At 57.6% G+C, this 25,490-nt stretch carries 27 protein-coding genes; 17 read left to right on the forward strand and 10 right to left on the reverse strand.

The features are described 5' to 3' along the window. The first annotated feature begins 16 nt into the window (after nucleotides 1-16). The 11 genes from ACQCLF_RS01205 (at nucleotide 17) to ACQCLF_RS01255 (ending at nucleotide 10,320) form a co-directional block, all read left to right on the forward strand. Entirely contained in the window at nucleotides 17-493 is a 477-nt protein-coding gene (locus tag ACQCLF_RS01205; protein WP_426984401.1) for a Na+/H+ antiporter subunit E, read from the forward strand. Beyond that, nucleotides 490-780: a monovalent cation/H+ antiporter complex subunit F gene (locus ACQCLF_RS01210; RefSeq protein ID WP_426984402.1), complete on the forward strand. Its 291-nt coding sequence runs from the start codon at nucleotides 490-492 to the stop codon at nucleotides 778-780. Before ACQCLF_RS01205 ends, ACQCLF_RS01210 begins: the two co-directional genes overlap by 4 nt. After that, nucleotides 773-1,060, forward strand: coding sequence for a cation:proton antiporter (locus tag ACQCLF_RS01215; RefSeq protein ID WP_426984403.1), 288 nt, complete (start codon nucleotides 773-775; stop codon nucleotides 1,058-1,060). The genes ACQCLF_RS01210 and ACQCLF_RS01215 overlap by 8 nt, the downstream gene beginning before the upstream one ends. Beyond that, nucleotides 1,053-1,958, forward strand: a complete 906-nt coding sequence (locus tag ACQCLF_RS01220; RefSeq protein ID WP_426984405.1) for a hydrogenase subunit MbhD domain-containing protein — start codon at nucleotides 1,053-1,055, stop codon at nucleotides 1,956-1,958. Before ACQCLF_RS01215 ends, ACQCLF_RS01220 begins: the two co-directional genes overlap by 8 nt. Then, the gene (locus ACQCLF_RS01225; protein WP_426984406.1) at nucleotides 1,955-2,248 is read left to right on the forward strand and encodes an NADH-quinone oxidoreductase subunit K; all 294 of its coding nucleotides are present in this window, start codon (nucleotides 1,955-1,957) and stop codon (nucleotides 2,246-2,248) included. Before ACQCLF_RS01220 ends, ACQCLF_RS01225 begins: the two co-directional genes overlap by 4 nt. Next, entirely contained in the window at nucleotides 2,245-3,666 is a 1,422-nt protein-coding gene (locus ACQCLF_RS01230; RefSeq protein WP_426984408.1) for a complex I subunit 5 family protein, read from the forward strand. Before ACQCLF_RS01225 ends, ACQCLF_RS01230 begins: the two co-directional genes overlap by 4 nt. Further along, on the forward strand, nucleotides 3,663-5,186 hold the full coding sequence (locus ACQCLF_RS01235) for a complex I subunit 5 family protein (protein WP_426984410.1): 1,524 nt from the start codon (nucleotides 3,663-3,665) through the stop codon (nucleotides 5,184-5,186). The genes ACQCLF_RS01230 and ACQCLF_RS01235 overlap by 4 nt, the downstream gene beginning before the upstream one ends. Then, complete coding sequence (locus tag ACQCLF_RS01240) at nucleotides 5,186-6,859, forward strand: complex I subunit 5 family protein (protein WP_426984411.1); 1,674 nt, start codon at nucleotides 5,186-5,188, stop codon at nucleotides 6,857-6,859. Before ACQCLF_RS01235 ends, ACQCLF_RS01240 begins: the two co-directional genes overlap by 1 nt. 114 nt (nucleotides 6,860-6,973) lie before the next feature. Continuing rightward, nucleotides 6,974-8,257, forward strand: a complete 1,284-nt coding sequence (locus ACQCLF_RS01245) for a DUF5924 family protein (protein ID WP_426984412.1) — start codon at nucleotides 6,974-6,976, stop codon at nucleotides 8,255-8,257. A gap of 71 nt (nucleotides 8,258-8,328) precedes the next feature. Further along, entirely contained in the window at nucleotides 8,329-8,601 is a 273-nt protein-coding gene (locus ACQCLF_RS01250; protein WP_426984414.1) for a DUF4212 domain-containing protein, read from the forward strand. 3 nt (nucleotides 8,602-8,604) lie between these two features. Next, nucleotides 8,605-10,320: a sodium:solute symporter family protein gene (locus ACQCLF_RS01255; protein WP_426984415.1), complete on the forward strand. Its 1,716-nt coding sequence runs from the start codon at nucleotides 8,605-8,607 to the stop codon at nucleotides 10,318-10,320. A 64-nt stretch (nucleotides 10,321-10,384) separates the two neighbouring features. Here ACQCLF_RS01255 and ACQCLF_RS01260 read toward each other — a convergent pair whose 3' ends face one another. Further along, on the reverse strand, nucleotides 10,385-10,786 hold the full coding sequence (locus tag ACQCLF_RS01260; RefSeq protein ID WP_426984416.1) for an SMI1/KNR4 family protein: 402 nt from the start codon (nucleotides 10,784-10,786) through the stop codon (nucleotides 10,385-10,387). Nucleotides 10,787-11,066: 280 nt separating this feature from the next. On the opposite strand from ACQCLF_RS01260, the gene ACQCLF_RS01265 reads away from it, so the two are divergent. After that, nucleotides 11,067-11,672 (forward strand): methyltransferase family protein, encoded by a 606-nt coding sequence (locus ACQCLF_RS01265; protein ID WP_426984417.1) that lies wholly within the window; start codon nucleotides 11,067-11,069, stop codon nucleotides 11,670-11,672. Between the two features lie 32 nt (nucleotides 11,673-11,704). On the opposite strand, the gene cyoE is transcribed toward ACQCLF_RS01265, so the two are convergent. From cyoE to ACQCLF_RS01300, 7 genes are all read right to left on the reverse strand, one after another. Beyond that, the gene (gene cyoE, locus ACQCLF_RS01270; protein WP_426984419.1) at nucleotides 11,705-12,589 is read right to left on the reverse strand and encodes a heme o synthase; all 885 of its coding nucleotides are present in this window, start codon (nucleotides 12,587-12,589) and stop codon (nucleotides 11,705-11,707) included. A gap of 11 nt (nucleotides 12,590-12,600) precedes the next feature. Further along, nucleotides 12,601-12,930, reverse strand: a complete 330-nt coding sequence (cyoD, locus tag ACQCLF_RS01275) for a cytochrome o ubiquinol oxidase subunit IV (protein ID WP_426984420.1) — start codon at nucleotides 12,928-12,930, stop codon at nucleotides 12,601-12,603. Continuing rightward, entirely contained in the window at nucleotides 12,930-13,562 is a 633-nt protein-coding gene (cyoC, locus tag ACQCLF_RS01280) for a cytochrome o ubiquinol oxidase subunit III (RefSeq protein ID WP_426984421.1), read from the reverse strand. The genes cyoD and cyoC overlap by 1 nt, the downstream gene beginning before the upstream one ends. Then, nucleotides 13,559-15,544, reverse strand: coding sequence for a cytochrome o ubiquinol oxidase subunit I (gene cyoB, locus ACQCLF_RS01285; protein WP_426984423.1), 1,986 nt, complete (start codon nucleotides 15,542-15,544; stop codon nucleotides 13,559-13,561). Before cyoB ends, cyoC begins: the two co-directional genes overlap by 4 nt. Nucleotides 15,545-15,552: 8 nt before the next feature. Continuing rightward, a complete protein-coding gene (cyoA, locus tag ACQCLF_RS01290) occupies nucleotides 15,553-16,515 on the reverse strand; it encodes a ubiquinol oxidase subunit II (RefSeq protein WP_426984424.1) in 963 nt (320 codons plus the stop codon). Nucleotides 16,516-16,647: 132 nt separating this feature from the next. Then, entirely contained in the window at nucleotides 16,648-17,049 is a 402-nt protein-coding gene (locus ACQCLF_RS01295; protein ID WP_426984425.1) for a hypothetical protein, read from the reverse strand. A 475-nt stretch (nucleotides 17,050-17,524) separates the two neighbouring features. Then, a complete protein-coding gene (locus tag ACQCLF_RS01300) occupies nucleotides 17,525-18,607 on the reverse strand; it encodes a DUF2333 family protein (protein WP_426984427.1) in 1,083 nt (360 codons plus the stop codon). A 107-nt stretch (nucleotides 18,608-18,714) separates the two neighbouring features. Here ACQCLF_RS01300 and ACQCLF_RS01305 point away from each other — a divergent pair, with 107 nt between their 5' ends. Continuing rightward, nucleotides 18,715-19,392, forward strand: a complete 678-nt coding sequence (locus ACQCLF_RS01305; protein ID WP_426984428.1) for a GDSL-type esterase/lipase family protein — start codon at nucleotides 18,715-18,717, stop codon at nucleotides 19,390-19,392. A 61-nt stretch (nucleotides 19,393-19,453) separates the two neighbouring features. Here ACQCLF_RS01305 and ACQCLF_RS01310 read toward each other — a convergent pair whose 3' ends face one another. Beyond that, nucleotides 19,454-19,969: a copper chaperone PCu(A)C gene (locus tag ACQCLF_RS01310; RefSeq protein ID WP_426984429.1), complete on the reverse strand. Its 516-nt coding sequence runs from the start codon at nucleotides 19,967-19,969 to the stop codon at nucleotides 19,454-19,456. A gap of 37 nt (nucleotides 19,970-20,006) precedes the next feature. Continuing rightward, nucleotides 20,007-20,777 carry a hypothetical protein gene (locus ACQCLF_RS01315; RefSeq protein WP_426984430.1) on the reverse strand — a complete coding sequence of 257 codons (771 nt, stop codon included), beginning with the start codon at nucleotides 20,775-20,777 and terminating at the stop codon, nucleotides 20,007-20,009. Between the two features lie 253 nt (nucleotides 20,778-21,030). On the opposite strand from ACQCLF_RS01315, the gene ACQCLF_RS01320 reads away from it, so the two are divergent. From ACQCLF_RS01320 to accC, 4 genes are all read left to right on the forward strand, one after another. After that, entirely contained in the window at nucleotides 21,031-22,848 is a 1,818-nt protein-coding gene (locus ACQCLF_RS01320; protein ID WP_426984431.1) for a protein-disulfide reductase DsbD family protein, read from the forward strand. 285 nt (nucleotides 22,849-23,133) lie between these two features. Further along, complete coding sequence (aroQ, locus tag ACQCLF_RS01325) at nucleotides 23,134-23,583, forward strand: type II 3-dehydroquinate dehydratase (protein ID WP_426984432.1); 450 nt, start codon at nucleotides 23,134-23,136, stop codon at nucleotides 23,581-23,583. Nucleotides 23,584-23,654: 71 nt separating this feature from the next. Beyond that, nucleotides 23,655-24,119, forward strand: a complete 465-nt coding sequence (accB, locus tag ACQCLF_RS01330; protein ID WP_426984433.1) for an acetyl-CoA carboxylase biotin carboxyl carrier protein — start codon at nucleotides 23,655-23,657, stop codon at nucleotides 24,117-24,119. Nucleotides 24,120-24,142: 23 nt separating this feature from the next. Beyond that, nucleotides 24,143-25,486, forward strand: a complete 1,344-nt coding sequence (accC, locus tag ACQCLF_RS01335) for an acetyl-CoA carboxylase biotin carboxylase subunit (RefSeq protein WP_426984434.1) — start codon at nucleotides 24,143-24,145, stop codon at nucleotides 25,484-25,486. Nucleotides 25,487-25,490 lie beyond the last annotated feature (4 nt).

Consider the following 25,490-nt stretch of genomic DNA (forward strand, 5'->3'; position numbering starts at 1 on the left):
AGTCGGAGTGACCGCAATGCCTCAAGGCCAGAGCGCCGGTTTTTTCATTCGCTGGCTACTGCTGTTTGCCGCACTGTGGGCGGTAATCAGCGGCGCCGAAGGGTGGGCCTTTGGCGTTCCCGCCTCGTTAGCCGCCGCCACATTGGCCTGGCGTTTGCCCCTGCCCTGGCCCTCGCTCCGCTGGAGGCACCTGCCCGCGTTCATCGCTTTCTTTTTACGTGAACTCACCCTGGGCGCCTGGGACGTAGCGCGCCGCATACTTCATCCCCGAGTCCCCATTGATCCGGCCTGGCACACGTATTCTTTACATAGCCACAATCCCCGAGTGCATTTAATGCTGTCCGCGCTGGTCGGTCTGCTACCCGGCACCATGGCCTCGCATTTTGACAATGGCATTCTTCATCTGCATATCCTCGACAGTCGGCAACCCTGGTCATCCACCGTCGCCCGGCTGGAGTGGCACCTGGAGCGGTTACTAGGGGAGCGCTTATGACGTTGCTGTGGGTACTGGCGGCATTGCTGCTTCTCACACTGGTACCGGCCCTTTGGAGAATTCTACGCGGCCCCACTCGCACGGATCGCCTGCTGGCTGTCCAATTGTTTGGCACCACTGGCGCCGCCGCCCTGCTGTTGCTTGCCCCACTCACCAATACCCCCGCCCTGCGCGAAGTGGCCCTGATCCTTGCCTTGCTGGCCGCCGTGTTATCGGCGGCGCTGGTGCAACTCTTGAAAGGATCAACCGAACAAGGGCCGGATGACGGGGGCTCGTCCGATGCTTGACATCATCGGCGCGATTTTCCTGCTGATCGGTACGGCCTTTTCTTTGGTCGCCGCGCTGGGCTTATTGCGTTTGCCCGACAGTTTTTGCCGTTTACATGCCGTCACCAAAGCCGACACCCTCGGTTTGGGCCTGATCGTGCTGGGGCTGATCCTGCGTGAGCCTCACTGGCACTCGGCGGGTCAAATGCTGCTGGTATGGCTCTTGGTCATGGCTTCCGGTGCCACCGCCTGCCAGGTGCTGGCGCGCTATCAGCGCCAACGGGAGGACAACGATGGCTGAGTGGCTACTGGATATCATCCTCGGCACCTTGCTAATCGGCGTGGCCATCGCGGCGCTGCATGCCCGAACCCTGTTCACCGCCGTGGTCACTTTTATTGGCTTCGGACTGCTCGCCGCTTTTACCTGGGCGCGATTGAACGCGCCCGATCTGGCACTGGCCGAAGCGGCCATCGGGGCGGGACTCACTGGCGTATTGCTGATGAACGCGCTCAGGTACAGTCGGCCCGAGCATACACACGATGCCTGGAATGTTCGCACATTACTGGCCACCGGACTTGGCATCGTCTTGTTCGGACTGCTGGTTTACGCCGTATGGCCGCTGGCCACGATGGATACGTCCATGACCGAACGCGTGGCAGACGCCCTGAACTCCAGTGGCGTAAGCCACCCGGTAACCGCCGTGCTGTTGAACTTTCGAGCCTGGGATACCTTGCTCGAATTGCTGGTGGTGCTATTGGCCCTGCTCGGCACCCGTCAGGTTCAGCTGCCCGCCCTTCGTCTGCCTCCTCCGTGGCCATTGCTCTTGGGCTGGAGTCAGTGGCTGGCAACAATTTCCCTGCTGCTGGGCACCTATGTGCTGTGGCGAGGCGCTGACGCACCGGGCGGTGCATTTCAGGCGGGCGCATTGTGGGCCGCCGGGGCAATCATTCTGAGACTAAACGGCTTTTTCCCTTCGCTGCACTGGCAGCGAGGGCTACTCCGCTTGAGCGTATTGGCTGGATTGAGCCTCTTTGTACTGGTCGCCATCGGCACAGCGATGATCGGGCCCGGATGGCTGAATTACCCCGATGGTTGGGCGAAACCGTTGATTCTGTTGATTGAGATCGCCGCCACGCTCTCCATTGCCATCACTCTGACGCTGCTGGCCGTCGCCGACGAGAAGGAACTGCGCTCATGACTCAACCCCTGTGGTTTCTAATCATTGGTGTCGCTCTATGGGTGGTCGGGCTGCACGGGTTGCTGCGCTTGCAGCAACCGATTCGACGCCTGCTGAGCATCAACATCATGGGCACAGGCGTGTTCACGGTTATGATCGCACTGGCGCGGCGTAGTGAGTCGGTCGATCCCGTGTTACAGGCTATGGTGGTAACAGGGCTGGTGGTCGCTGCCAGTGCTACCGCTTTTGCGTTGCGCCTGATCAGCGGTGCTCAGTCTCGCGATAAGCGCGCTTCAGAGGGTGGCCAATGAACTGGGCACTGGTGAGCCTGAGCGCCCCTCTGGTCACGGCGCTTCTGTTATTACTGCTAAACCGGCGCTCTGGCGCGCTGGCCTTGACCGGGGCACTCCTGAGTCTTGTCGCCGCCGGGTTCGCTCTGCAATCGGTGCTCGATGGCGGCCCCCAGACACTGAATCTGGGAGGCTGGGACTCCCCCCTGGGCATTCGTTTTTCATTGTTTCCGGTCAACGCGCTGTTGCTGGTGTTCACCGCCCTGGTACAGGTACTGGTGGCGCTTTACGCCTGGCTGGCACGCCATAGCAAAACCCGTGACAGCGATTTTTGGCCACTGTCCTCGCTACTGCACGCCTGTCTGAATGCGCTCTGGCTGTCCAGCGATCTGTTCAACTGGTACGTCACCCTGGAACTGCTAGGGCTGGCGGCGGTGGCGATGGTGACTCTCTCCGGCCCGAAGGCCTACATCCCGGCGCTGCGTTACCTGATGCTCTCTCTGGCCGGATCGCTGTGTTACCTACTTGGTGTCGCACTGCTGTATGGCCAGTACGGAACCATGGATATTGATGCGTTGGCCGGCCACACCGACGCCACACCAGCCACGCAAATGGCACTGCTGGCCATGACGCTGGGCCTGTTTATCAAAGGAGCCCTGTGGCCGCTTCATGCCTGGCTTCCGGGCGCGCACGCCAGTGCGCCTGCGGCCGTCAGCGCTCTGCTATCTGCCCTGGTGGTTAAAGGGCCTTTGTATATTCTCTGGCTGCTGTGGACCCAGGTGGCCCCGGAAAGCCTGCGGCCCACTGCGGGGTTGATGATGGCCGTAGCCGGTATCGCGGCGCTCTTGCTGGGTGGCTGGGCAGCCCTGCGCACCCCGTTTATCAAAAATCTCGTGGCCTATTCCACAGTCGCACAGCTGGGCTATGCCTTATTGGCACTCGGTCTGCTGCTGCGCTGGCAAACCCCTTCACTGGAGCAAGCGCTCTGGTTGTTTGTCATGGCCCACGGCCTTGCCAAAGTCTCTCTGTTTCTCTCCGCCGGGGAGCTGCAAGCCGCCGTTGGCAGCCGCCGCGTCAGCGCTCTGCGCGGTGCAACCCAGCGGCTACCCGTGGCCATGTTCGCGTTTGCCGTGGCCGGAGGCAGCTTGATCGGCCTACCCCCCAGTGGTGGCTTTATCGCCAAATGGGAGCTGTTGATGCCACTGTTTGCCGAACCGGTGCGCTGGTGGTGGGCAATGGGTGTCTTACTCGGCACACTGGCCAGCGCCGCCTACGTTTTTCGTCCGGTGGCGGCGGCCTTTTACCGGGTGGATGACAGCCGCCGCCCGCTCTCCGCCGATCCGCTCGGGCAGTGGCTGGCGATGCTCCCGGCATTGCTGGTGTGGGGCATGGCGCTCAACAGCGAGTCCCTGATTGTCTGGCTGGGAGGAACCCCGTGACGTTTCCCTTCCTTCAGTCTCTGCCGCTGAGCACTCAGTTTCTGCCGTTGGCGATTGTGCTCAGTTCGCTGATTCCGGCGCTACTGATCTTTGCACTATCTGACCGGCAAGCCACCTTGCGTACCGCGTTGAATATCGCCGGGGTGTTCATCAAGCTGGTGCTGGTCGTGTGGATGCTGTATGGCGTGAGCCAAGGGCATAGCTATCGTTTCTCCTTACCGTTTTTGCCCGGCGGCGGTCTGGTTCTGCGAGGGGACGCGCTGGCGCTACAGTTTGTCACGCTATCGGCGGTGCTGTGGCTGGCTACCACGTTCTATGCCATCGGCTACCTCAAAGGCACAGCGCTGCAATCGCGCTTCTTTGGGTATTTTAGTTTGTGTGTCAGCACGACGGTAGGGCTGGCCCTCGCGGGCAATCTGGTCACTTTTTTGTTGTTCTACGAGTTACTGACGTTGGCCACCTTTCCGCTGGTGGTGCACAAAGGCACGCCGGAAGCGTTGCGCGCCGGGCGGCGCTATCTCGCCTACACCGTTTCCGGGGGTGCCTTCGTTTTACTGGGCGCGGCGGTGCTGCACAGTCTGGTCGGGACCCCCAACTTCGTGGAGGGCGGTTATCTTGCCGCCACCTCGGAGAACCGCGCTCATTTAGCGCTGGCGTTTGTGTTGTTGATCGCGGGCATGGGTGTCAAAGCCGCGCTGTTTCCGTTGCACAGCTGGCTGCCCAACGCCATGGTCGCCCCCGCGCCAGTGAGTGCATTGCTGCATGCCGTCGCGGTGGTAAAAGCGGGCGCGTTCGGCATGATCCGGGTGGTCTACGATGTCTTCGGTGTGGAAACCGTTTCGGCGTTGGGACTCAACGAACCGTTGTTGTGGATGGCTGCTTTTACCGTTTTGTACGGCTCGGTTCAGGCCTTGCGCCAACAGGAGCTGAAAAAACGACTGGCATTTTCCACGGTCAGCCAAGTGTCCTATATCGCGCTCGGTATTGCCATGCTAAGCCCGCTCGCGGCGACCGGTGCTCTGGTTCACCTGGTGCACCAGGGGTTAATGAAAGTGACGCTGTTTTACTGTGCCGGCAGTTTCGCCGAACAGCTGGGCATTCACCGAATTCGGGAACTCGACGGCGCGGGCCGCCGTATGCCGCTCACGATGCTGGCGTTCACGATCGGCGCGCTCGGCATGATTGGTGTACCGCCCATCGCGGGGTTTATCAGCAAGTGGTACTTGGGCCTCGGTGCCCTGGAGTCCGGGTACGATTGGGTATTGGGCGTGCTCATTATCTCCGGGCTGCTCAACGCCGCCTACTTCCTGCCGCTGTTGTATCGCGGCTGGTTTGCCGTCCCCTCCCGGGACATCGCACAAGCGCCGCGTCGCGCACTGGGACGGGAGTGCCATTGGATGATGCTGTGGCCGGCCGTGTTCACCGCAGGCCTGGCGCTGGCGGTCGGGCTGCTGGCCGGCCTGGACATCAGCCCACTGGCCTGGGCACGCTTTATTGTGGAACGGGAGTTTGACGTCTGATGCCGCTGCTCTGGCTTATCGTGATACTGCTGCCACTGGCGCTGGCTCCGTGGCTGACGCTGGCGGGTCACCTGTCAGGGCAGGCGCACTGGAAACGGATGCGCCTGTACCTGACGGTGGCCCCCTGGCCCGCCCTGCTGGCAGGCATTCTTTGGCCTGACGCCCTGCCAGCCACCGCGTTATGGCCCGGTGCCGAGTGGGGGGATACCGGTTCGCTGGGACGTACCCTGCTGCTGTTTACCGCCACGCTCTGGTCACTGGCGGGGTTGTATGCTGGGCAGCGGCTGCAAAGCGAACCCCGGCCCGGCCCCTTTTGCGGGTTCTGGCTGCTTGCCTTAACCGGAAACCTGTTGCTGATCATCGCGGCGGATGCCATCAGCTTCTACATTGGATTTACCCTCATGAGCCTGGCCGCCTATGGCCTGGTTATCCAGCCTCGCACCCCGTCCGCTCGCCGCGCTGGACGGCTGTATTTGCAGTTGGCGGTCCTTGGGGAAATGCTGCTCTACGGCGGACTGATGCTGCGCCTGCACGAAACGGGCGGTGCCAGTGCGTTCAACGACTGGCACAACATCGCCGTGCAGCCACTGACCGCCGCCTTGCTGCTGGTCGGTTTCGGGCTCAAAGCGGGCTTTTGGCCGCTTCACCTCTGGTTGCCACAGGCCCATCCGGTCGCGCCACCCGCGGCAAGTGCCGTACTCTCCGGCGCCATGCTCAAAGCGGGCTTTCTGGGTCTGTGGCAGTTTTTGCCCGTACAGAGCGACGTGCTCTCCGTCTGGAGCCCCTGGCTTCTGGCGGCTGGGTTCACGGGGGCTTTCTACGCCGCCTTGGTGGGCTTGTTGACCACCAAGGCCAAAACCGCACTGGCGTTTTCCTCGGTCAGTCAGATGGGGTATCTGTTGATCATTGTGGCGCTGGCTTGGCGTTTTCCCGAGGAACGCGCTGCCTGGGCAACACTGCTGGGTTTGTACGCCGTCCACCACGGTTTGGCCAAAGGCTCTCTGTTTCTCGGTGCGGGGCTTGCCGCCGCGGGTAGTCTGTCGCGCGGGCTCTGGCTCGTGTTGTGGCTGCCGGCCCTGGCGTTGGCAGGGCTGCCACTGACCTCCGGGGCGGCCGCCAAGGTGGAACTGAAGTCATTACTGGGCGAAACGAGCTGGGAGGCTGGCATTGCGCTACTGAGCGTCGGGTCACTGTGCACGGCGCTTGTTGTGATGCGGGCGCTCTACCTGATGCGACCTGCGCCACATGGCATGCCCACCGCCGCGACGCAGACTTCACCGGTGTTCCTATTAGCACTGGCCAGTGTAGTGCTGCCCTGGAGCTGGCCACCGTTGCGGGAGGCACATTGGTACAGCTTTTCCCTGGAAAACCTGTTCGCGCTGATATGGCCGCTGGGGCTGGCGGCGGTCATCGCCTGGAGCTGGCAACGCACGTTGGGCCGGGTGCCCACGGTACTCCAACAGCTCCCCTCCCCGGGTCCGATACTGTCTCTGCGTCTGCATCGATGGTTGCGCGGCGGTCTGGGTGCCTCCCTTACGGCTTCCACGGCCGGACGGCAACGACGCTGGCGACACTGGGAGCGGCGCTGGAACCGATTTTGGCAGCAAGAGCCAGTCTTGCTCAGCGCCTGGATCAGCGGTTTACTTTTGCTGCTGGGCTGGTTATGGCTATGAACCCCACCGTGTATCGTGTTTCCCAAGACGTAAAACACTCGCCGAATTCACACAATAAACACGCTGTGATCTTGGTTCCCGTCTCGCTGTGCAATAATAAGGGCCATGGATCGCATGAGTAACAACCACTCCATCAAAGAGGCCGTAAACCCACCTCCCGCCTTGTATCGCCGCTTGGTCAGCGGACTGGTGCAGTTGGCCCGTCGCCACCCGCGGGCGTTGGCGCTGGCCGGTTTTATCTCCGGCGCGGCCAGCTTCCTGCTGGTCGAGCGCAAACCGGTGCTCGCGCAGGTAGTGGCGTTGATGATGCTGGCCAGCTGGCTGGGGCTGATGTTCGAGAACACCTTGCGCCGCAATGCGTTGCGTTTGTTGCGGGTGCGGGTTCCTCGCCCTGCCCTGCACTTTTTAACGCAAATGGTGCATCAGGAAAGTCTGTTTTTTGTGTTGCCCTTTTTCTTTTTCACACTGACCTGGAACAGCGGTCAACTTGTGTTTATGGGGCTGATCAGTGCCGCCGCGCTGGTTTCGGTAATCGACCCAATTTATTACAACCACTTGGCAAGGCGTCGCTGGATTTTTTTAGCGTTTCACTCACTGACGCTGTTTGCCGTGCTGTTGACAGCGCTCCCGATCATCCTGCATTTGAGCACCGCCCAAAGCTATCCCTGGGCGCTGGGCTCTGCTGTCGTGCTGGCCATTCCCAGTGTGATCAAGGCGCTGCCCCCACGGCGCTGGTGGCGGGGTCTCGCGCTGGTGGCCGTGGTCGCCACGCTGGGCGTTGTCGGCTGGTATGGCCGATTGTGGGTGCCGCCCGCCACACTGTGGTTAACTGATGTGTCCATCAGCTTTGATATCGACGTCCTGGAGAAAACTCCGGGTGAGTCCGTACAAACCCTCACGGATGAAACCTTGCACCGCCAGGGGCTGTACGCTTACACCGCCATTCGTGCGCCCCGCGGTTTGAACGAGCGAATCTATCACGTGTGGCGGCGTAATGGTCAGGTAGTGGATCGCATTGCCCTGGACATCAGCGGTGGCCGCCAGGAGGGTTATCGGGCCTGGACGCACAAAAAGAATTTCCCGGCCGACTCAATCGGTCGCTGGCAGGTGCAAGTGGTCACCGAGGCGAACCAAATGATTGGCGTACTGCGTTTCGAGGTAGTCGGTGCGAATGCGGAGCCCGTCCTTAAAGAAGATCTGCCCCCACCACGAGAGCCGGACTCTTCACCTGAATCAACACCACATTTCCAGCCTGAGGGTAGTTCGCCACCTGAATCTGCTTCTGAATCGCCAGCGAATCCGGAACCTGAGGCGTCGACCGAATCCATCGCGCCCGCTGAACCTTCTATCGAGATCCCGACCGAGCTGCCGCCTTTGGAGGAGCCGCCGTCACCCTAACCGTGGATTGACACCGGGGGCGTTTTGCTTTTCACTTACGGTCTAAATAATCATAAGAAGTGGACTGTTTTATGGCATTTGCATCCAAAGAGGCCGCCCGGCAATACTGGCAGGCCAACATTCGGCTACTGGCCATTCTCCTGAGTATCTGGTTTATCGTCTCCTTCGGCGCCGGTATTTTGCTGGTGGACTGGCTTAACGAATTTCGTCTTGGCGGCTTCAAACTAGGGTTCTGGTTTGCCCAACAGGGCGCTATTTACACGTTTCTTGTCCTGATTTTCGTCTATGTTTACCAGATGAATCGGCTGGATCGCCGCTTTGGTGTCCGGGAAGACGAGGAATAAACCGTGTCTGCTCAACTGTTGATCTATCTGGTCGTTGGCGCGACCTTCGCGCTCTATATTGGTATTGCCATTTGGTCTCGTGCTGGCAGCACGGGCGAATTCTATATCGCTGGCGGCGGAGTGCATCCGGTCGCCAACGGCATGGCCACGGCGGCCGACTGGATGTCCGCCGCCTCTTTCATTTCCATGGCGGGCCTGATCGCGTTCCTCGGTTACGATGGCAGCGTGTATCTGATGGGCTGGACCGGCGGTTATGTGCTGTTGGCACTATGCCTGGCGCCCTACTTGCGTAAATTTGGCAAATTCACGGTGCCGGACTTTATTGGCGACCGGTACTACTCGCAAATGGCACGGACCGTGGCCGTGGTGTGTGCGATTTTCGTGTCTTTTACCTATGTCGCCGGTCAGATGCGCGGTGTGGGCGTGGTATTTTCCCGGTTTCTGGAAGTCGAAGTCACCACCGGTGTGCTTATCGGGATGGGCGTTGTGTTCTTCTACGCGGTTCTGGGGGGTATGAAAGGTATCACTTACACCCAGGTCGCCCAATATGTGGTGATGATCTTCGCCTACACCGTACCGGCGATCTTTATCAGCCTGATGATTACCGGCAACCCGATTCCACAGCTGGGCTTTGGCGATACCGTGGCGGATGGCTCAGGTACCTATCTACTGGACAAACTGGACGGCCTCAGCCGGGAGCTGGGTTTTACGGCTTTCACTGAAGGCAAGAAGTCCACCATTGATATGTTCTGTATCACCGCCGCATTGATGGTCGGCACCGCAGGCTTGCCCCATGTCATTGTGCGCTTTTTCACCGTCCCTAAGGTACGGGATGCGCGCAAAAGCGCCGGCTGGGCACTGTTGTTTATCGCGGTGTTGTACACCACGGCACCCGCTATCGGCGCTTTCGCCCGCACCAATATGATCGAAACCCTCAACGGCCCTGAGAGCCAGGGGGTGCCTCGTTCGGAAATGCCCAACTGGGTGGAAACCTGGGAAACGACGGGGCTGATTCAGTGGGAAGACCACAACGGCGATGGCCGGATGTTTTACAGCAATGATGCGCGCAACGAAATGACCATCGACCCCGATATCATGGTACTGGCCAACCCGGAAATCGCCGAACTGCCCAATTGGGTGGTGGCCCTGATCGCCGCCGGTGGTCTTGCCGCTGCGTTATCGACCGCCGCCGGTTTGCTGCTGGTGATCTCCACATCGATCTCCCACGATCTGCTCAAACGCAACCTCATGCCGCGCATCTCCGAAAAACACGAGCTACTGGCTGCACGGTTGGCAGCAGCGGGAGCGATTGGCCTGGCTGGCTATTTGGGGGTTAATCCGCCGGGCTTTGTGGCCGAAGTGGTGGCTTTTGCCTTTGGGCTGGCAGCGGCGAGCTTCTTCCCTGCCATCATCATGGGGATATTCTTCAAGCCTATGAACAAATGGGGCGCGGTGTCGGGGATGTTGACCGGCCTCGTTTTTACCGCTTCTTATATCCTGATCTTCAAGGGGGTCTTTTTTGCCCCCTTGCTGCCCAACACACCGGAATATTGGTTACTCGGTATTTCACCGGAGGGGATTGGCTTTGTGGGAATGCTGCTGAATCTGGCGGTGGCACTGACCGTACGGTACTTCACCCCCGATGCGCCTCCGCATGTACAGGATATGGTGGAGAGCATCCGCTTCCCCCAAGGCGCCGGAAATCCCAGCGGGCATTAATCTGTCAGCCGACCCCTGTCCCCACGGCTTTGTTTCACAGGTTTGCAAAGCAGTGGGGACAGGGCTAGCTCTCCAGCCAGACCTCCCGGGCCCACTGCCAGACATCATCCCAGGCCTCGTCCGTCAGTTCACCTTCGCGCCAGAACAGAACCTCACCTTCCGGCTCGACACAGTAGTAATTTCCGTGACTTTCGCACAACGGCAGCAGGTAACGTGGCAGCCCCATCGACCAGGCCACAGCAGCGACTTCCGGTAAATAGGTATGGGAATGAGGGTCGGCAGCGGTCACCGGCTCCAGAGAGCCCGTCACAATATCACTGGCGGTCAGCAAAAAGCGCCGCATCTCCCGGGGAATCGGCAGCAACAACTCTTCTTCCACTTCAACCAGTTCATCCTCGCCGGGAAGCTCCAACGGGACGGGAACCGGTTGGTGCGCCCTGCGGAGGCGCTCTAAAGTCTGTTCCATGAACGGCTCATGCTCGGTTGCGAAACGAACCGTTAATCCTAGCGCCCACCCCTTGGGCTGACAAGGCTTCACGGAAGATTTTGAAATTTTCCAACCTCTCGGGCATCGCCATCACGACCAGGGTTGCCGGGAGAGTGACTTAACATAGGTTGTGGCGTTTTATACAGCCGATAGACTATTATCCAACCGGACTTAACGTCAGGACGGAACACTCATAAGCCTGAAGAAGGAAGCGATCGGCGTTGCGATAGTGGTTCAATCTCAGAAGAAGAGCGATTTTATGCCCGATGTCGAGCTGTTAACCCGACACTTCCTCGGTATTTATTTTTTACTGATTGGCTTGAGCTATACCAGTATTTGCCTCGGCTTATGGCGCCGCTCAGAACTGAGCCATATCCAATACGGGGAAAAAGGCTCTTGCACCTGGTGGAACCGGCATATTTTCAACCTGTTCCGCGCCGCAATTCTCGGCGTATGCGTGATCCGTATCTTTCTCCCTGTCGATCCCTGGCTCGGCATCATCAGCCCCCTTTACAAAGCCCCTGTGCTTCTGTTGGGTGTCGCCATTTTATTGAGTGCTTATAGTGTGATTGGTTACGTACACTCCTATATGCGTGAAGACTGGCGCTCGGGCATCGATTCCACCAAGCTTAAACCTTTACTGATCCAGGGGCCGTTTGCTCGCTCGCGCAACCCGCTGTTCATCGGTGTGATCCTCGGCCAGATAGGATTCTTCCTGGCGCTTCCCAGCATTTTTACGCTCATCTGCCTCGTGGTGGGGGTATCCGTGATCATCCGTCAGGCGCACCGAGAAGAAGATTCACTGGCCTCGGTATATGGTCAGCAATACCTTGAGTACCAGCGCCGAGTGCCGCGCTGGTTGTAAGTGAGATAGCGCCCTGGCGCCTGGCCTGGGCGCTATGGGTTTAGCACCAATAGCTGCGGCGCCACCGCTTTGAAGTCCAGCGCCATCGTTATACTTAATGCGGTGATGGTGACAATGGAAAATGCGAAGACTTGACGAGCCCAGCCCGCAAAATCCACCTCCGGCCTATAACCCCGCAACGCCATCGCCAGCCACCACAGACTGGTGCAGCAAGCCACCAGCATAAACGCGCCCCCGGTATAGCCACTCAGCGGCAACAATACTGTCACCAAACCAAACACGGCAATATAAAGCACAATATGACGCCGGGCTTTACCGATCCCCTTCGCGACCGGCAGCACCGGAATATTGGCTGCCTCATAATCCTGATAGCGAAAGATGGCAATGGCATAAGAGTGCGGCATTTGCCAAAGGCAAAACATCACCAATAGAATCAACGCGCCAGCATCGCATTGCCCGGTGACCGCGCAATACCCAACAACCGGTGGCACAGCGCCAGCCAGGCTCCCCACCAGCGTGCCGTATACCGAATGCCGCTTCATGTAGAGGCTGTAAACCCCCACGTAAACGACAAACCCCAGCGCGGCAAAGTTCACACTGGTCGTATTGGTACACGCCGCCAACAGGCCGACACCGGCAAGGCCCAGGACAATGCCAAACCACAGTGTTGCTGAAGCGGACAGTTCACCCGTCACCGTCACACGATGACAGGTGCGCCGCATTTTTGCATCAATGTCCCGGTCAATATGGTTATTAATCGCACAGCCCGACGCCACCACCAGCGACAGCCCTATCACCGTCGCGAGAAACAGCCCCCAGTCGATCTCACCACGCGAGGCCAGAAAGAAACCGCCTGCGACTGAAATGAGATTGCCCATCACAATGCCAGGCTTGATAACGGTGAGATAGCGGTTCATGTGCATGCCCCTCAATGCATCATCATGCTGTTGGCGCTGTAAATAATCCACACGGACAGTCCCACCACCATAATGATGATCAGCGCCGTAAACAGAAAGGCAAAGCTGTTGGCACGTCCGGCAATGGAAAAGTTAAGGTGCAGAAAATATTTCAGGTGAATGATCACCTGCACCACGGCCATGGTGACAATTAACGGAATGGTAACGCTCTTGCTAAAAGCGCCGGTCATCACCGCCCAGAATGGAATAGCCGTCAGAATCACGGACAGCGCGAATCCAACCAAATAGGAAGACACACTGCCATGGTCAACGTCGTGTCCAGTTGCGGAATGCCCACTCATTACAGAACCCCCATCAAATAAACCACGGTAAAGACACACACCCATACAATATCCAGAAAGTGCCAGAACAGACTAAGGCAACTCAGCCTGGTGATGGTACTACTGCCAAGCCCGCGCCTGATGACTTCCAGCATCATAATCGCCATCCAAACCAGGCCAGCCGTCACGTGTAGACCATGCATTCCCACCAGTGCAAAAAACGAGGAGAGAAATGCGCTGCGGGACGGACCATTCCCTTCCTGAATTAAATGGTGAAATTCATTGATCTCCATACCAATAAAAACGGCACCGAGTGCAAACGTCACCAGCAGCCATCCCAGGGTGGCCGGGCGCTGTTGTCGATGAGCCGCAATCATGGCAAATCCATAAGTGATACTGCTCAATAGCAGTGCCGCCGTTTCAACCAACACATAATTCAGCTCGAAAATTTCCCGACCATTCACGCCGCCAGCGGTATTCATAAATAAAACGGCGTACGTGGCAAACACTGAAGCAAACAGCAAGCAGTCAGTCATCAGGTAGAGCCAAAAGCCAAACAGTGTGGTTTCACCCGTATCGTGATGCTCGTGCTCTGGCCCATTAGCACCGCCAGCCACCGGGCTGATGGGGATTGATTGACTCATGGTATTCATGCGGAAGCCTCCTGTACCAGCGCCAGATGGGCCTCTTCAATACGTTCGATCTCATCGGGCTGAACGTAGTAATCCACATTGCGGCTATAGGCCCGTGTCAGGAAAAAGACCAGAGCCGCTACCAGACTTACCACCGACAACCAGCCGATGTGCCAGACGGCCGCAAAGCCGAAAAGGGTCAATGCACCGGCGATCAACATCCCGGCGGCGGTATTTTTCGGCATATGAATAGGGACGTAGCGCTCGGGCTGTTGATAAGCGATACCTCGCTCTTTACTCTCCGTAAAAGCGTCAATGTCATGTACCTGCGGTATCACAGCGAAGTTGTAAAACTGCGGCGGGGAGGCGGTCGACCACTCCAGCGTATGGCCATTCCAGGGGTCGCCACTGAGGTCGTGATTCTGTTCGCGGTCTCGAAATGCCACATAGAGCTGAACGAACTGCAACACGATACCGGCCATAATAATCACGGCCCCTACGCCGGCGATGTACAACCAGAGGTTCCAGTCCGGATTATCGGTATGGTTCAATCGTCGGGTCATACCCAGAAAGCCGAGCACGTACAGTGGCATAAATGCGATGTAAAAACCCACCTGCCAGCACCAGAAAGAGGCTTTTCCCAAGCGCTCATTCAAATGAAAACCCGTGGCTTTGGAAAACCAGAACGAAAACCCAGCCAGATAACCAAACACGGCACCGCCAATGATGGTGTTATGAAAATGGGCAATCAAAAACAGGCTGTTGTGCAGCACATAATCCGCCCCCGGTACGGCCAGCAACACCCCGGTCATACCCCCGATAGTGAAGGTCACCATAAAGCCCAGCGTCCACAGCACCGGCACGGTTAATCGCAGCCTGCCGCGATACATGGTGAACAGCCAGTTGAAAAGTTTGACCCCGGTGGGAACCGCAATAATCATGGTCATGATGCCAAAGAAGGCGTTGACGTCGGCACTGGAACCCATGGTGAAAAAGTGATGTAACCAAACGATGAAGCCAAGCACTGAAATGGCACCGCTGGCCCATACCATGGATTTGTAGCCGAACAACCGCTTACCGGTGAATGTGGAAATCACTTCGGAAAAAATACCAAAGGCGGGCAAAATGAGAATGTAGACTTCCGGATGGCCCCACGCCCAGAACAGGTTGATATACATCATGGCGTTGCCGCCAGCGGCCTTGGTGAAGAAATGAAAATCCAGATAACGGTCCAGTGTCAGCAGTCCCAGGACAGCCGTGAGAATGGGGAACGAAGCCACAATCAAAATATTCGCCCAGGTGCACGCCCAAGTGAAAATGGGCATATCCATGAGTTTCATGCCGGGCGCGCGCATACGAAATACCGTTACCAGGAAGTTCACCCCCGTCAGCAAGGTGCCAATGCCCGATATTTGCAACGCCCATATGTAGTAGTCGACCCCTACCCCCGGACTGGAGGACAACTCCGACAACGGCGGATACGCCATCCAGCCTGTTTTGGCAAACTCCCCCAGCGCCAAAGAAATATTGATTAGCACAGCGCCGCCTGCGGATAGCCAGAAGCTCAGGTTATTCAGGAAAGGGAAAGCTACATCACGAGCACCGATCTGAAGCGGCAGGACAATGTTCATCAGTCCGATCATAAACGGCATGGCCATGAACATAATCATGATCACACCGTGTGCGGTGAAAATCTGATTGTAATGCTCCGGCGGCAAGTACCCTTCCGCGCCATTCGTTGCCAGCGCCAGCTGAGCTCGCATCATGATCGCGTCAGAAAAACCGCGCACCAGCATCACTAGGGCCAGCACAATGTACATAACACCGAGACGTTTATGGTCCACCGACGTCAGCCAGTCAAACCACAACACCCCCCACTTTTTATAACGGGTGATGGCGATCGCAATCGCCAGCCCTACCAGACCCACCACCGCCAGCGTTCCCATGATGATGGGCTCGTGGAACGGGATGGCCTCAAGCGTCAAATTGCCGAATATAGACATAATAGTTCCTAGGCCTCCTCTGCGTTATCTGTGCCACGCGCAGCGGCCGGATGTTTGTGAGTCGCGGAATTATCGTGGGACCGGTCACCGGAGTGAGAACCGTGTTCCATATGACGGTCGCGATTCCAGTCGTTGTAATTCTTCATGTAGCGATCAACGATCTCGTGGAACAGCCCATCGCTGACCGAACCAAAGTGCTCAATCGGGTGATCTTCACTGGGATGCGCCAACATTCGATAGCGAGCCTTGCTCAAGGATTCACCTGTCTCTTTCACTGAAGCCACCCACTGGTTAAAGCCAGCTTTATCGGTTGCGATTGCCCGAAACTGCATATCCGAGAATCCTTCACCACTGAAATTGGCCGATATCCCCTGGTAGCTCCCCGCTTCGTTGGCAATCAGGTTTACCTCGGTCGCCATGCCCGTCATGGAGTAGATCTGGCTGCCCAGCTGGGGGATGAAAAACGAGTTCATATTGGATTCCGACGTGATCTTGAAACGCACCGGCACATCCACAGGGAAAACCACTTCATTCACCGATGCCAGGTTCTGTTCGGGATAAATAAAGAGCCACTTCCAGTCCAGGGAAACCACTTCAACCGTCAGCGGCTCACTCGGATGTTCCAACGGTTTATAGGGGTCCAGGGCATGGGTCGAGTACCAGGTTATCCCCCCCAGTACCACGATAATCGCAACCGGCACCAGCCAGATCGTGGTTTCAATCCGGGTGGAGTGCGCCCATTTCGGTGCATAAATTTCACCGTCTCTTCCTTCGCGATATTTCCAGGCAAAGTACAACGTCATGACAATGACCGGAATCACGACCAGCAGCATCAACAGCGTTGACACGATAATCAGATATTTTTCATCGACGCCCACTTGGCCCTTGGGGTCGAGCACGCCGCCCTGACAACCCGCCACTAAACACGTAGCGATCGCCAGCGCAGCATTTCTAAGGCTACGAACTAACACGAGGAAATATCCTCTCAAGACAGAAGTTGACTAGGCCTGCCTACGCACACACAGGCAGAAAGAAAGCGCAACGAAACATTGACGCCAATTCAGCGCACGTGACGATGCAGCATTCGGTAGAGCGCTGAGGAATCAGCTAAAAGAGGGGGGAGCACGGCAGCCGTGCGCATGGCGCGGTGCCGTATACGCCGCTGGAGCCGGCGGATACAGAGTGCGAAGCGTGCGTAAAAACGCCGAACGCAACGCTTTAAAAAAGGAAAGAAATAACAGGTAATGTCGATAAATTAACAGGTCAGACAGCAACAACGCCGCCAACCCCATGCTGGCCAACCCCTCCAGCGCAATGGTGTTGCGCAGGGCGGGCATCAGCTCTCCCATATCGAAGAGCAGCCCAGAGTAGGCCAGTACCTCAACCATTCCCACTACCGCTGCAATCAGTATCAACACCGACCAGCCCGCCGCGCTTCGCTGGCTCAAGCAAGAGCCCATCGCGGTGGAATCGTTCAGCAATAGAGGGGAGCTAGTTGCGTTCAAAAAATTCATCCAGCAGGTTACATCTGCAGCTTGGATTCAGGGGACGACGCCGGAAACGGAGACCGTTACACGCGCTGGTGGGCGCTCCAGGTCGAATGGGGCGACCAAAGGTACCAAAAAGGGCCAACGCTTGCAACGCCTAATGTAAGACTTCTGTTGACACAGAAGCCCAGGCCCCGCAAGTGAAACCTTGACACAATTTTACAAAGTCAGTTTGTCATATGGGATTAAATCATCGTAAAACAAAGACTTAAGGGGAATGACAATCCACGCATAAATAAGAAAGAAAGCGACGACATGAACATGAGGTAAAGTAAATTATGACGAAAGAGTTGGCCAAGCATGCGGTATGGTTTATGGTTTTGTCGCTTTGCTTACTATTACCCGCCGCTGCGCTCTACCTGGACGTTGCCCTGAGCAAACTATTTCCCGTCGCTGGTACTCCCATCAGCGTCGAGAAATAACGCGCAATACCCTACCCCCGATCCAACAAGCTTCGCAAATCGATCAGTGCCGCATTGGCACGAGAGATATAAGACGCCATCACCAAAGAGTGGTTTGCCAGTAGCCCGAAGCCGCTGCCATTGAGAATCATGGGGCTCATCAGGGAGCGCTGCGTCGCTTCCAATTCCCGAATAATTTGACCCAGACTGACACGGGCATTTTTGTCTTCAAGTACATCGGCAAATTCAATTTCAGCGGCCTTAAGCAAGTGAATCAGAGCCCATGCCGAACCCCGTGCTTCGTAGTAAACATTGTCGAGTTGATGCCAGGGCGTTTTCACCACTACTTCCCCGGAATCTGTTGTGTTCGACGCTTGACTTTCGCTCAGACGCGGAGGGAGATCGGTGTTGAGGCGACGCTGGCCCACACTGGCGCTCAGCCGCTGCGAGAGACTGCCCAGCCGGGTTTCAACGGTACTGAGCCAGTAACGCAGATTATCGGCACGCGTATAGAATTCAGCACGGTTATCGTTCAGGCCCGTCAACCGATCAAGGTAGCGGCGGGTATATTCGATACCTTCTCGATACTGCCCCTCGGTGGCGGGCATGATCCAGCTGTCGGTGTTGAAATTGAAGCGCGATTCGGCCAACGCCAGATCCTGATCTTCACGGGACTGAGACTGAGAGCGACTGAATGCCTCGCGCATGGCTTTACTGGCATCCCGCACCTGAATCACTACGCCATATTCCCAGCTGGGCATGTTATCCAGCCACAGCCCTGGTGGGGTGATATCATTGGTCAGGTAACCGCCGGGTTTTTCCAGCAACGTCTGAGCGACGCCGATTAATGCCGACGTCATCACCGCCCCACGCTCGCGCTCACCCCCGCGGTCTTCCACCTGGCGAGTCACGAACTCCTCTACAACAAAGCTATCCGGCGTCTGGCTCCAGTACACGCCCAGCAACGCCATCACCAACAGGTATACGGCGATAAGCGCAATACCACCGCGCAACCATAAGCTGGAGCGGGAAGCATCCTCCCGGGCGTCGGAGACGCCGTCGCGAAGCTTGCGCTGCCAGTGTAACCAAAACGCTTTGAACCTGGAGACGGGCATAATGCTATCCTTTGTTTTCCGATGCGCGAGTGTGCTCCAACTTTAGTAGACAGTTGTCTGGTGAGTCCAGCGCAAATTCAATCAAGTGACATCTGAGGAGCCCAACCATGAACCCCTCCCTCCCCACTGTTGGCGCATTGCTGACCTTGCTCTTGTTCTCCCTCTCCTTGCAGGCTGCGGAGCCCGATATTGATCTGGACCGGTATGAAAACGAGATCCTTCGCTACGAAGCCTGGGACAAAAAGCACGCCCCCGAAAAAGGACAAATCCTCTTTTACGGCAGCTCCAGCATCCGCCTATGGGACCTGAATAGCTTCTTTCCAAACGTGGACCGGTTGAACCGCGGGTTCGGAGGTTCCACGTTCCCCGAAGCGCTGCACTATTTCAACCGCATGGTCACCCCTTACGCGCCCCGACAGATTGTGCTGTATGAAGGCGATAACGATGTGGCGGCCGGTTTTTCCGCCGAGGCCATTGAGGCCAACTTCAAGGAATTTGCCGGCCTGGTTCAGCAGCGCTTCCCGGACACGGAAATCCTGTTTATCAGCATCAAGCCCAGTGGCAGCCGCGCCCACCTCTGGGCAAAAAGCCAGTCGGTAAACCAGGCCATCGCCGAATATTGCGACGACCATGAACAGCTGACCTATGTGGATCTTGCCTCTGTCCTGCTCGATGAGCGAGGCGAACCCCGCGAGGAACTGTTTATTGACGACCGTTTACACCTGAATGCCAAAGGGTATGAGTTATGGGCGCAAGCCCTTCGCCCCTATCTGGCCATTGAATAGCATCATCGATCCACTATAAGGGCGATAAAGCGTGGGATAACGCGTGGATGGTAAAGCAAGGTCAGTGGCGGTGGTGGTGCGAATGCCCGTCGTCGCCCTGACCCTTTTCATCCATGACACTCACCACCTCGGCCTCCACCGCCAGGGTTTCACCATCCGCGAAGCGCAACACCAGCGTTTCAGGGCGGCCTCGCTCGGGCCGTTCACTCAACCCAAATAGCATGATGTGATAACCCCCGGGCTCGAAACGCACCGTTGCCTCTGGCGGCAACGCAACGGATGACACTTCTCGCATCTGCATCATGCCACCTTCGTGGCGATGCTGGTGAAGCTCCACACGATCCGTCAGTCCACTTTCTACCGCCACCAACTCACGGGGTTTCCCGGAGGCATTGATAACGTCGAAGTAGGCAGTGGTTACGTTTTTACCGGGCAAGGGTTCACGCAATGTCGCATTGTCAACGCTCACCGGATGATCCTGAGCCAGCGCACTCACACTCAGTACACTCACGCCGAGCAAACCCAGGGCGCCCAGCATCGACGCTACGGTCAAATTCCTGATGCTAGCGCTCGACATAAAGACACCTCCGTTATTATTGTCGTAAACCGTGACGTCAGAGCGGTGGCTGCAGCTCCACCCTCGGCGGAGAGCCCAGCTGGATATCTCCCCTTAGCAGATGATTCGGCACCGCGTCCCGCATTTGCTGATAAATCCACCGGCCTTCGGCGTCGGTGCGGCTCACAATCAACACGAACTCACCCGAATCACGCACCTGTTTAGCCAACGCTTGCAGTTGCGCGACGATCAGGCCAGAGCGAGCGCCCAAGGCGCCAGGATCGAGACGAACTACCGATTCCGCTTCGATATCGATGTGCTGAAGATGCACCTGCTGGGAGTCGACCCTCTCGGCAAACTCAGCGACCAGAGGATTGCCCGGGTCCACCTCCTCGGCCAGCCCCAAATACCCTTCGGCCTGGGAGAACGCCCCTCGTGCCGCCGCCAGGCGGGCCAGTTCCAGATAGCGCAACGCGATCGCCTGCAACCCCGAAATGGCGCGACGGTTGTCTGGCTCATAGAGCAATACCGCGCGGTAGCGATCATGGGCGTTATCGCCCAATGGAGAAAGCAGGCGGTCAGCGGACAGTGCTCGATCAGCCTGATCCAGCCACTGCTGGATCGGTGGCTCTCGAGAGGGTGCGGGCGCAGGCGTGGGCGCAGGCGTGGGCGCAGGCGTGTTGGCCTGGGTTACAACCGGTCTCTCTTGCGGACCAGCACAAGCCATTAAAAACGCGGATAAAGCGAGCCCTGTACCAGCCGTGCGCAGGCCCGCTATGGCCGAACGCCAATAAAGAACGCGCTGAAAGAGTGTCCAAAGACGGCTCACAAACTTGGTCTCCGCTGTAACCAGTGGCGGCTTTTCGGATCGGAATTCGCTACACTACCCCCTGCGTACCTGTGCGGCAAGACCCTGGGCACGCGTATCCGTTTTGAGTACATCAACGGGGCTCTGGATTCGGCCGAACTCGAACTTATCCGGTAGAGTCAGGGTCCCACGACAGTGAACATCAGGGGATACCGAAGGTCATCATACCGCCCGGTGTCCCCTTCGTCACCCAAACTAAGGAGACGGCTCCCTCATGCCGGTTACCGATGCTCGCCCCGCCAGGGGGCTGATCGCGCTTCGTCGCCATTTGCTCGTGCTCTTTACCGTGCTTTTTACCGTACTTGGCGTGTGGAGCCAGTCAGCCCTGTCCCAGAATTTGCTCGGGGACCAACAGTCCAGCACCGGGGGCAGCAACCTGCTCGGCGGAAACAATGATTTCTTGCCGGTAACCGAAGCCTTCCAGCTCGAAACCCGTTTCTATGAAGGAGAACTGGTCCTGAACTGGGAGATCGCTCCAGAGTATTATCTCTATCAGGAGCGTTTCGGGTTTACAGCGCAGCCAGAGCCGTTCACCCTCACCCCCCGTTTTAGCGACAACACAACGGAAAAGTATGACGAGTACTTTGAGAAACACATGGCGGTGTATTACGGCAGCGCCACCCTTCGCCTGACGATTCCCGAAGACGCACCGCCCTTCGTTCTGGCGGTGCAATCGCAAGGTTGTGCGGATGCGGGCCTTTGCTACCCGCCACACACCGATTATTTGCAGATAAACCCTGCCGAGAGCCGCGTAACAATCACTGACGGTTTTCCGGCCGACGCCGCGCCCACCTCAAGCGGTGGCGCCAACAACGCTCCTTCGACCCCGTCCGCGTCACTTCCTTACATTTTACTGATCGCGCTCCTCGGCGGCATGATCCTGAACCTGATGCCCTGCGTGTTCCCGGTACTGTCCATTAAAGTCATGGGGCTGGCTCAGGCGCACGGCAAGCGCTTGCCGCTCCACGGCTGGGCCTACACCGCCGGGGTGATTCTGTGTTTTGCCCTCTTCGCCGGCATACTGTTGGCCGCCCGTCACGGCGGCGAGGCCATCGGCTGGGGTTTCCAACTGCAATCACCCGGGCTGATCGCCGCTCTGTTTTACCTCTTTTTTATTCTTGGGCTGAGCCTGTCCGGGTTGCTGGTGATGGGATCGCGCTGGATGGGCGTCGGTGAGCGTTTGACACACAGTGGCGGCCTGAGCGGCTCCTTCTTTACCGGCGTTTTAGCGGCAGTGGTAGCAAGCCCTTGCACCGCTCCCTTTATGGGTGCCGCCCTGGGGTACGCACTGACACAGCCGGCACTCACCAGCCTGAGCGTTTTTATCGCCCTGGGTTTTGGCATGGCACTGCCACTATTGGTGCTGTGCTACTTGCCCGCCTTGGTCCGCCACCTCCCCAGCCCCGGCCCCTGGATGGAGAGCCTTCGGCAGTTTTTGGCATTTCCGCTGTACCTGACGGCGGTCTGGCTGCTGTGGGTACTCAGTCGTCAGGCGGGCGCCGACGCAGTGGCCGCCGTCGGAACCGGAGCGGTGGCCATAGCCTTCGCTGGCTGGCTGCTGACCCGCCAGCCCCGGCGTCCCACCACCCAGTGGCTGCGCGTTGCTCTGGTGGGTTTTGCCTGGGCGGCTGTCATTATTTTACCGTGGCGAGCGCTGCAGCCCGACGCGAACGAGGAGCGCTGGCAAGCGTACTCCGCCACCAAGCTCGCTGCCCTACGGGCAGAGGGAAAGCCGGTATTCATCAACCTGACAGCCGACTGGTGCCTGACCTGTCTGGCCAACGAACGCGTGACACTGGATACTCAGGAGGTGCAGGACGCGTTTGACCGCCACAACGTCGCAACCCTGAAAGGTGACTGGACGAATCGGGACGCCGCCGTCACTCAAGTCCTCAGCGACTACGGTCGGAGTGGTGTCCCTCTTTACCTTTGGTTCCCCGCCGACCACGAGGGGCCGGGGCACATATTGCCGCAAATTTTACGAAAAGGGGATTTACTGGAACGCTTGGCCGAAGGAGCCCGCCCCCAATAACGCCTTTTTCTATCAATTTTCGAGAAATTAGCAGCATTTTTTGGAATTTTCGAACATCATCGCCCATCTTGCCTGCAATACGCCGGGTTTGTCGCTCAAAATGACGACTCGGCCCGCGCAAATTTCATCTCAAATCGTATTACAAGCAAAATAAACAGCCGAACGTCTGCCATCTTGCAGCCATTTGGAGAGAATTTGGCAAAACCCCAATTAGGCCGTGGACACTGTGACAATTTTCCGGCAAACTCGCCTCCATAATGTGCCAACGGCGATATGGGATTGATCATGGCGACCATTCTGGTTTTACACGGCCCCAACCTGAATCTGCTCGGGCAGCGCGAGCCCGGCATTTACGGCGCCCAAACCCTTGAAACCATTAATCAGACCCTGACCGAACAATGCCATGCGGCGGGACACCACTGCCTCAGCCTGCAAAGCAACGCCGAATACGAACTGATCGACCGCATTCATGATGCCCGTCATGAGGGCGTGGACTTTATCCTGTTTAATCCCGCCGCGTTCACGCACACCAGTGTGGCGCTTCGGGACGCTCTGCTCGGCGTAGCCATTCCCTTTATCGAAGTGCACTTATCTAATGTGCATGCGCGGGAACCGTTTCGCCAGCACTCTTATTTTTCCGATATCGCCCGGGGTGTGGTCTGCGGACTCGGTGCCCAGGGATATGAGCTGGCAATGGCTGCGGCCATTCGCCAACTGGACACATCAACATCCTGAGCAGAGGCGCCATGACGCTATGGCACACTGCTGTCGTTAATTATTCATCCGTTGATTAAAGAGAGGACCCAATGGATATTCGCAAAATTAAAAAACTGATTGAGTTGTTGGAAGAGTCCGACATCGGCGAGCTGGAAATCAAAGAGGGCGAGGAATCCGTCCGTATCAGCCGCAATAATCCAAACGCGACCTATTACACGGCGGCGCCCGCCCCGGCCGCGCCAGCCGCTCCCGTTGCGCCGACCCCGGCAGCCCCGGCGGCCGATAACGGCAGCGAACCCGCACCCGCCGCCAACCATAACGGTCACGTCGTGAAATCGCCCATGGTAGGTACATTCTATCGTGCACCGAGCCCGGGCTCTCCTTCATTCGTGGAAGTGGGTCAGCACGTTAAAGTCGGCGATGTCATCTGCATCGTTGAAGCGATGAAAATGATGAACCAAATCGAAGCGGACAAAGCCGGCGTGGTGGAAGCCATTCTGGTGGAAGATGGCGAGCCGGTTGAGTTTGATCAGCCCCTGGTCACGATCGTCTAAATCCCGCGTCGAGGATATGGTTTATGTTTGACAAAATATTAATCGCCAACCGCGGTGAGATTGCCTTGCGCATTCTGCGCGCCTGCAAGGAAATGGGCATCAAAACCGTGGCGGTGCACTCCCAAGTGGATCGCGATCTGAAGCACGTCCGCCTGGCCGACGAATCCGTATGTATCGGGCCCAACCCGTCGCCGCAGAGCTACCTGAACATTCCGGCCATTATCAGCGCCATGGAAGTCACCGACTCCGTGGCGGTACACCCCGGCTACGGTTTCCTGGCGGAAAACGCCGATTTTGCCGAGCAGGTGCAAAAAAGCGGTTTCGTTTTTATCGGCCCGGATCCCGACACTATTCGCACCATGGGCGACAAAGTGGCCGCGATTGCCGCCATGAAAAAAGCCGGCGTCCCCACCGTGCCCGGCTCCAACGGCCCCTTGCCGAGCGATGATCGCGAGCGTTGCCAGCAGATTGGCCGCGACATCGGTTACCCTGTGATTATCAAAGCGGCCGCTGGCGGCGGTGGCCGCGGTATGCGTGTGGTGCACACCGAAGCGTCCCTGATGAACTCCATACACATCACCCAGAACGAGGCCAAATCCGCGTTCGGTGATGATACGGTGTACATGGAAAAATTCTTGCAGAATCCGCGCCACGTGGAAATTCAGGTACTCTCCGATGGCCAGGGCAACGCCATTCACCTGGGCGATCGCGATTGCTCCCTGCAACGCCGCCACCAGAAAGTCATCGAAGAAGCACCCGCGCCGGGCATCCCGGACGATGTTCGCCAGCAGACTGCTGAAGCCTGCGTGCAAGCCTGCATTAACATGAAATACAAAGGCGCCGGCACCTTCGAGTTCCTGTACGAAGACGGACGCTTCTTCTTTATCGAAATGAACACCCGTATTCAGGTAGAGCACCCGGTTTCCGAAATGGTCACCGGCATCGACATTATCAAGGAGCAAATTCGTGTCTGCTCCGGCGAAAAACTGTCGATCAAGCAAGAGGATGTGGTTATTCGCGGCCACGCCTTCGAGTGCCGGATCAACGCCGAGGACCCGAAAACCTTTATGCCCTGCCCGGGGCTGGTAAAAGGGTTCCATCCACCCGGTGGCTTTGGTGTTCGCGTGGACTCTCACTTATACAGTGGCTACACCGTGCCACCGAATTACGACTCGATGATCGCCAAAATTATTACGCACGGCGAAACCCGGGAGGAAGCGCTGAACCGGATGCGTCACGCTCTGGATGAAACCATCATCGAAGGCATTCGCACCAATATTTCGTTGCAACAGTGGCTGACACGGGACGATGAGTTCCGCAAAGGTGGCGTCAACATTCACTACCTGGAGAAGAAGCTGAATAGCTGACACT

The sequence above is a fragment of the Marinimicrobium sp. ARAG 43.8 genome (assembly GCF_050113635.1).
Taxonomy (GTDB): Bacteria; Pseudomonadota; Gammaproteobacteria; order Pseudomonadales; family Cellvibrionaceae; genus Marinimicrobium.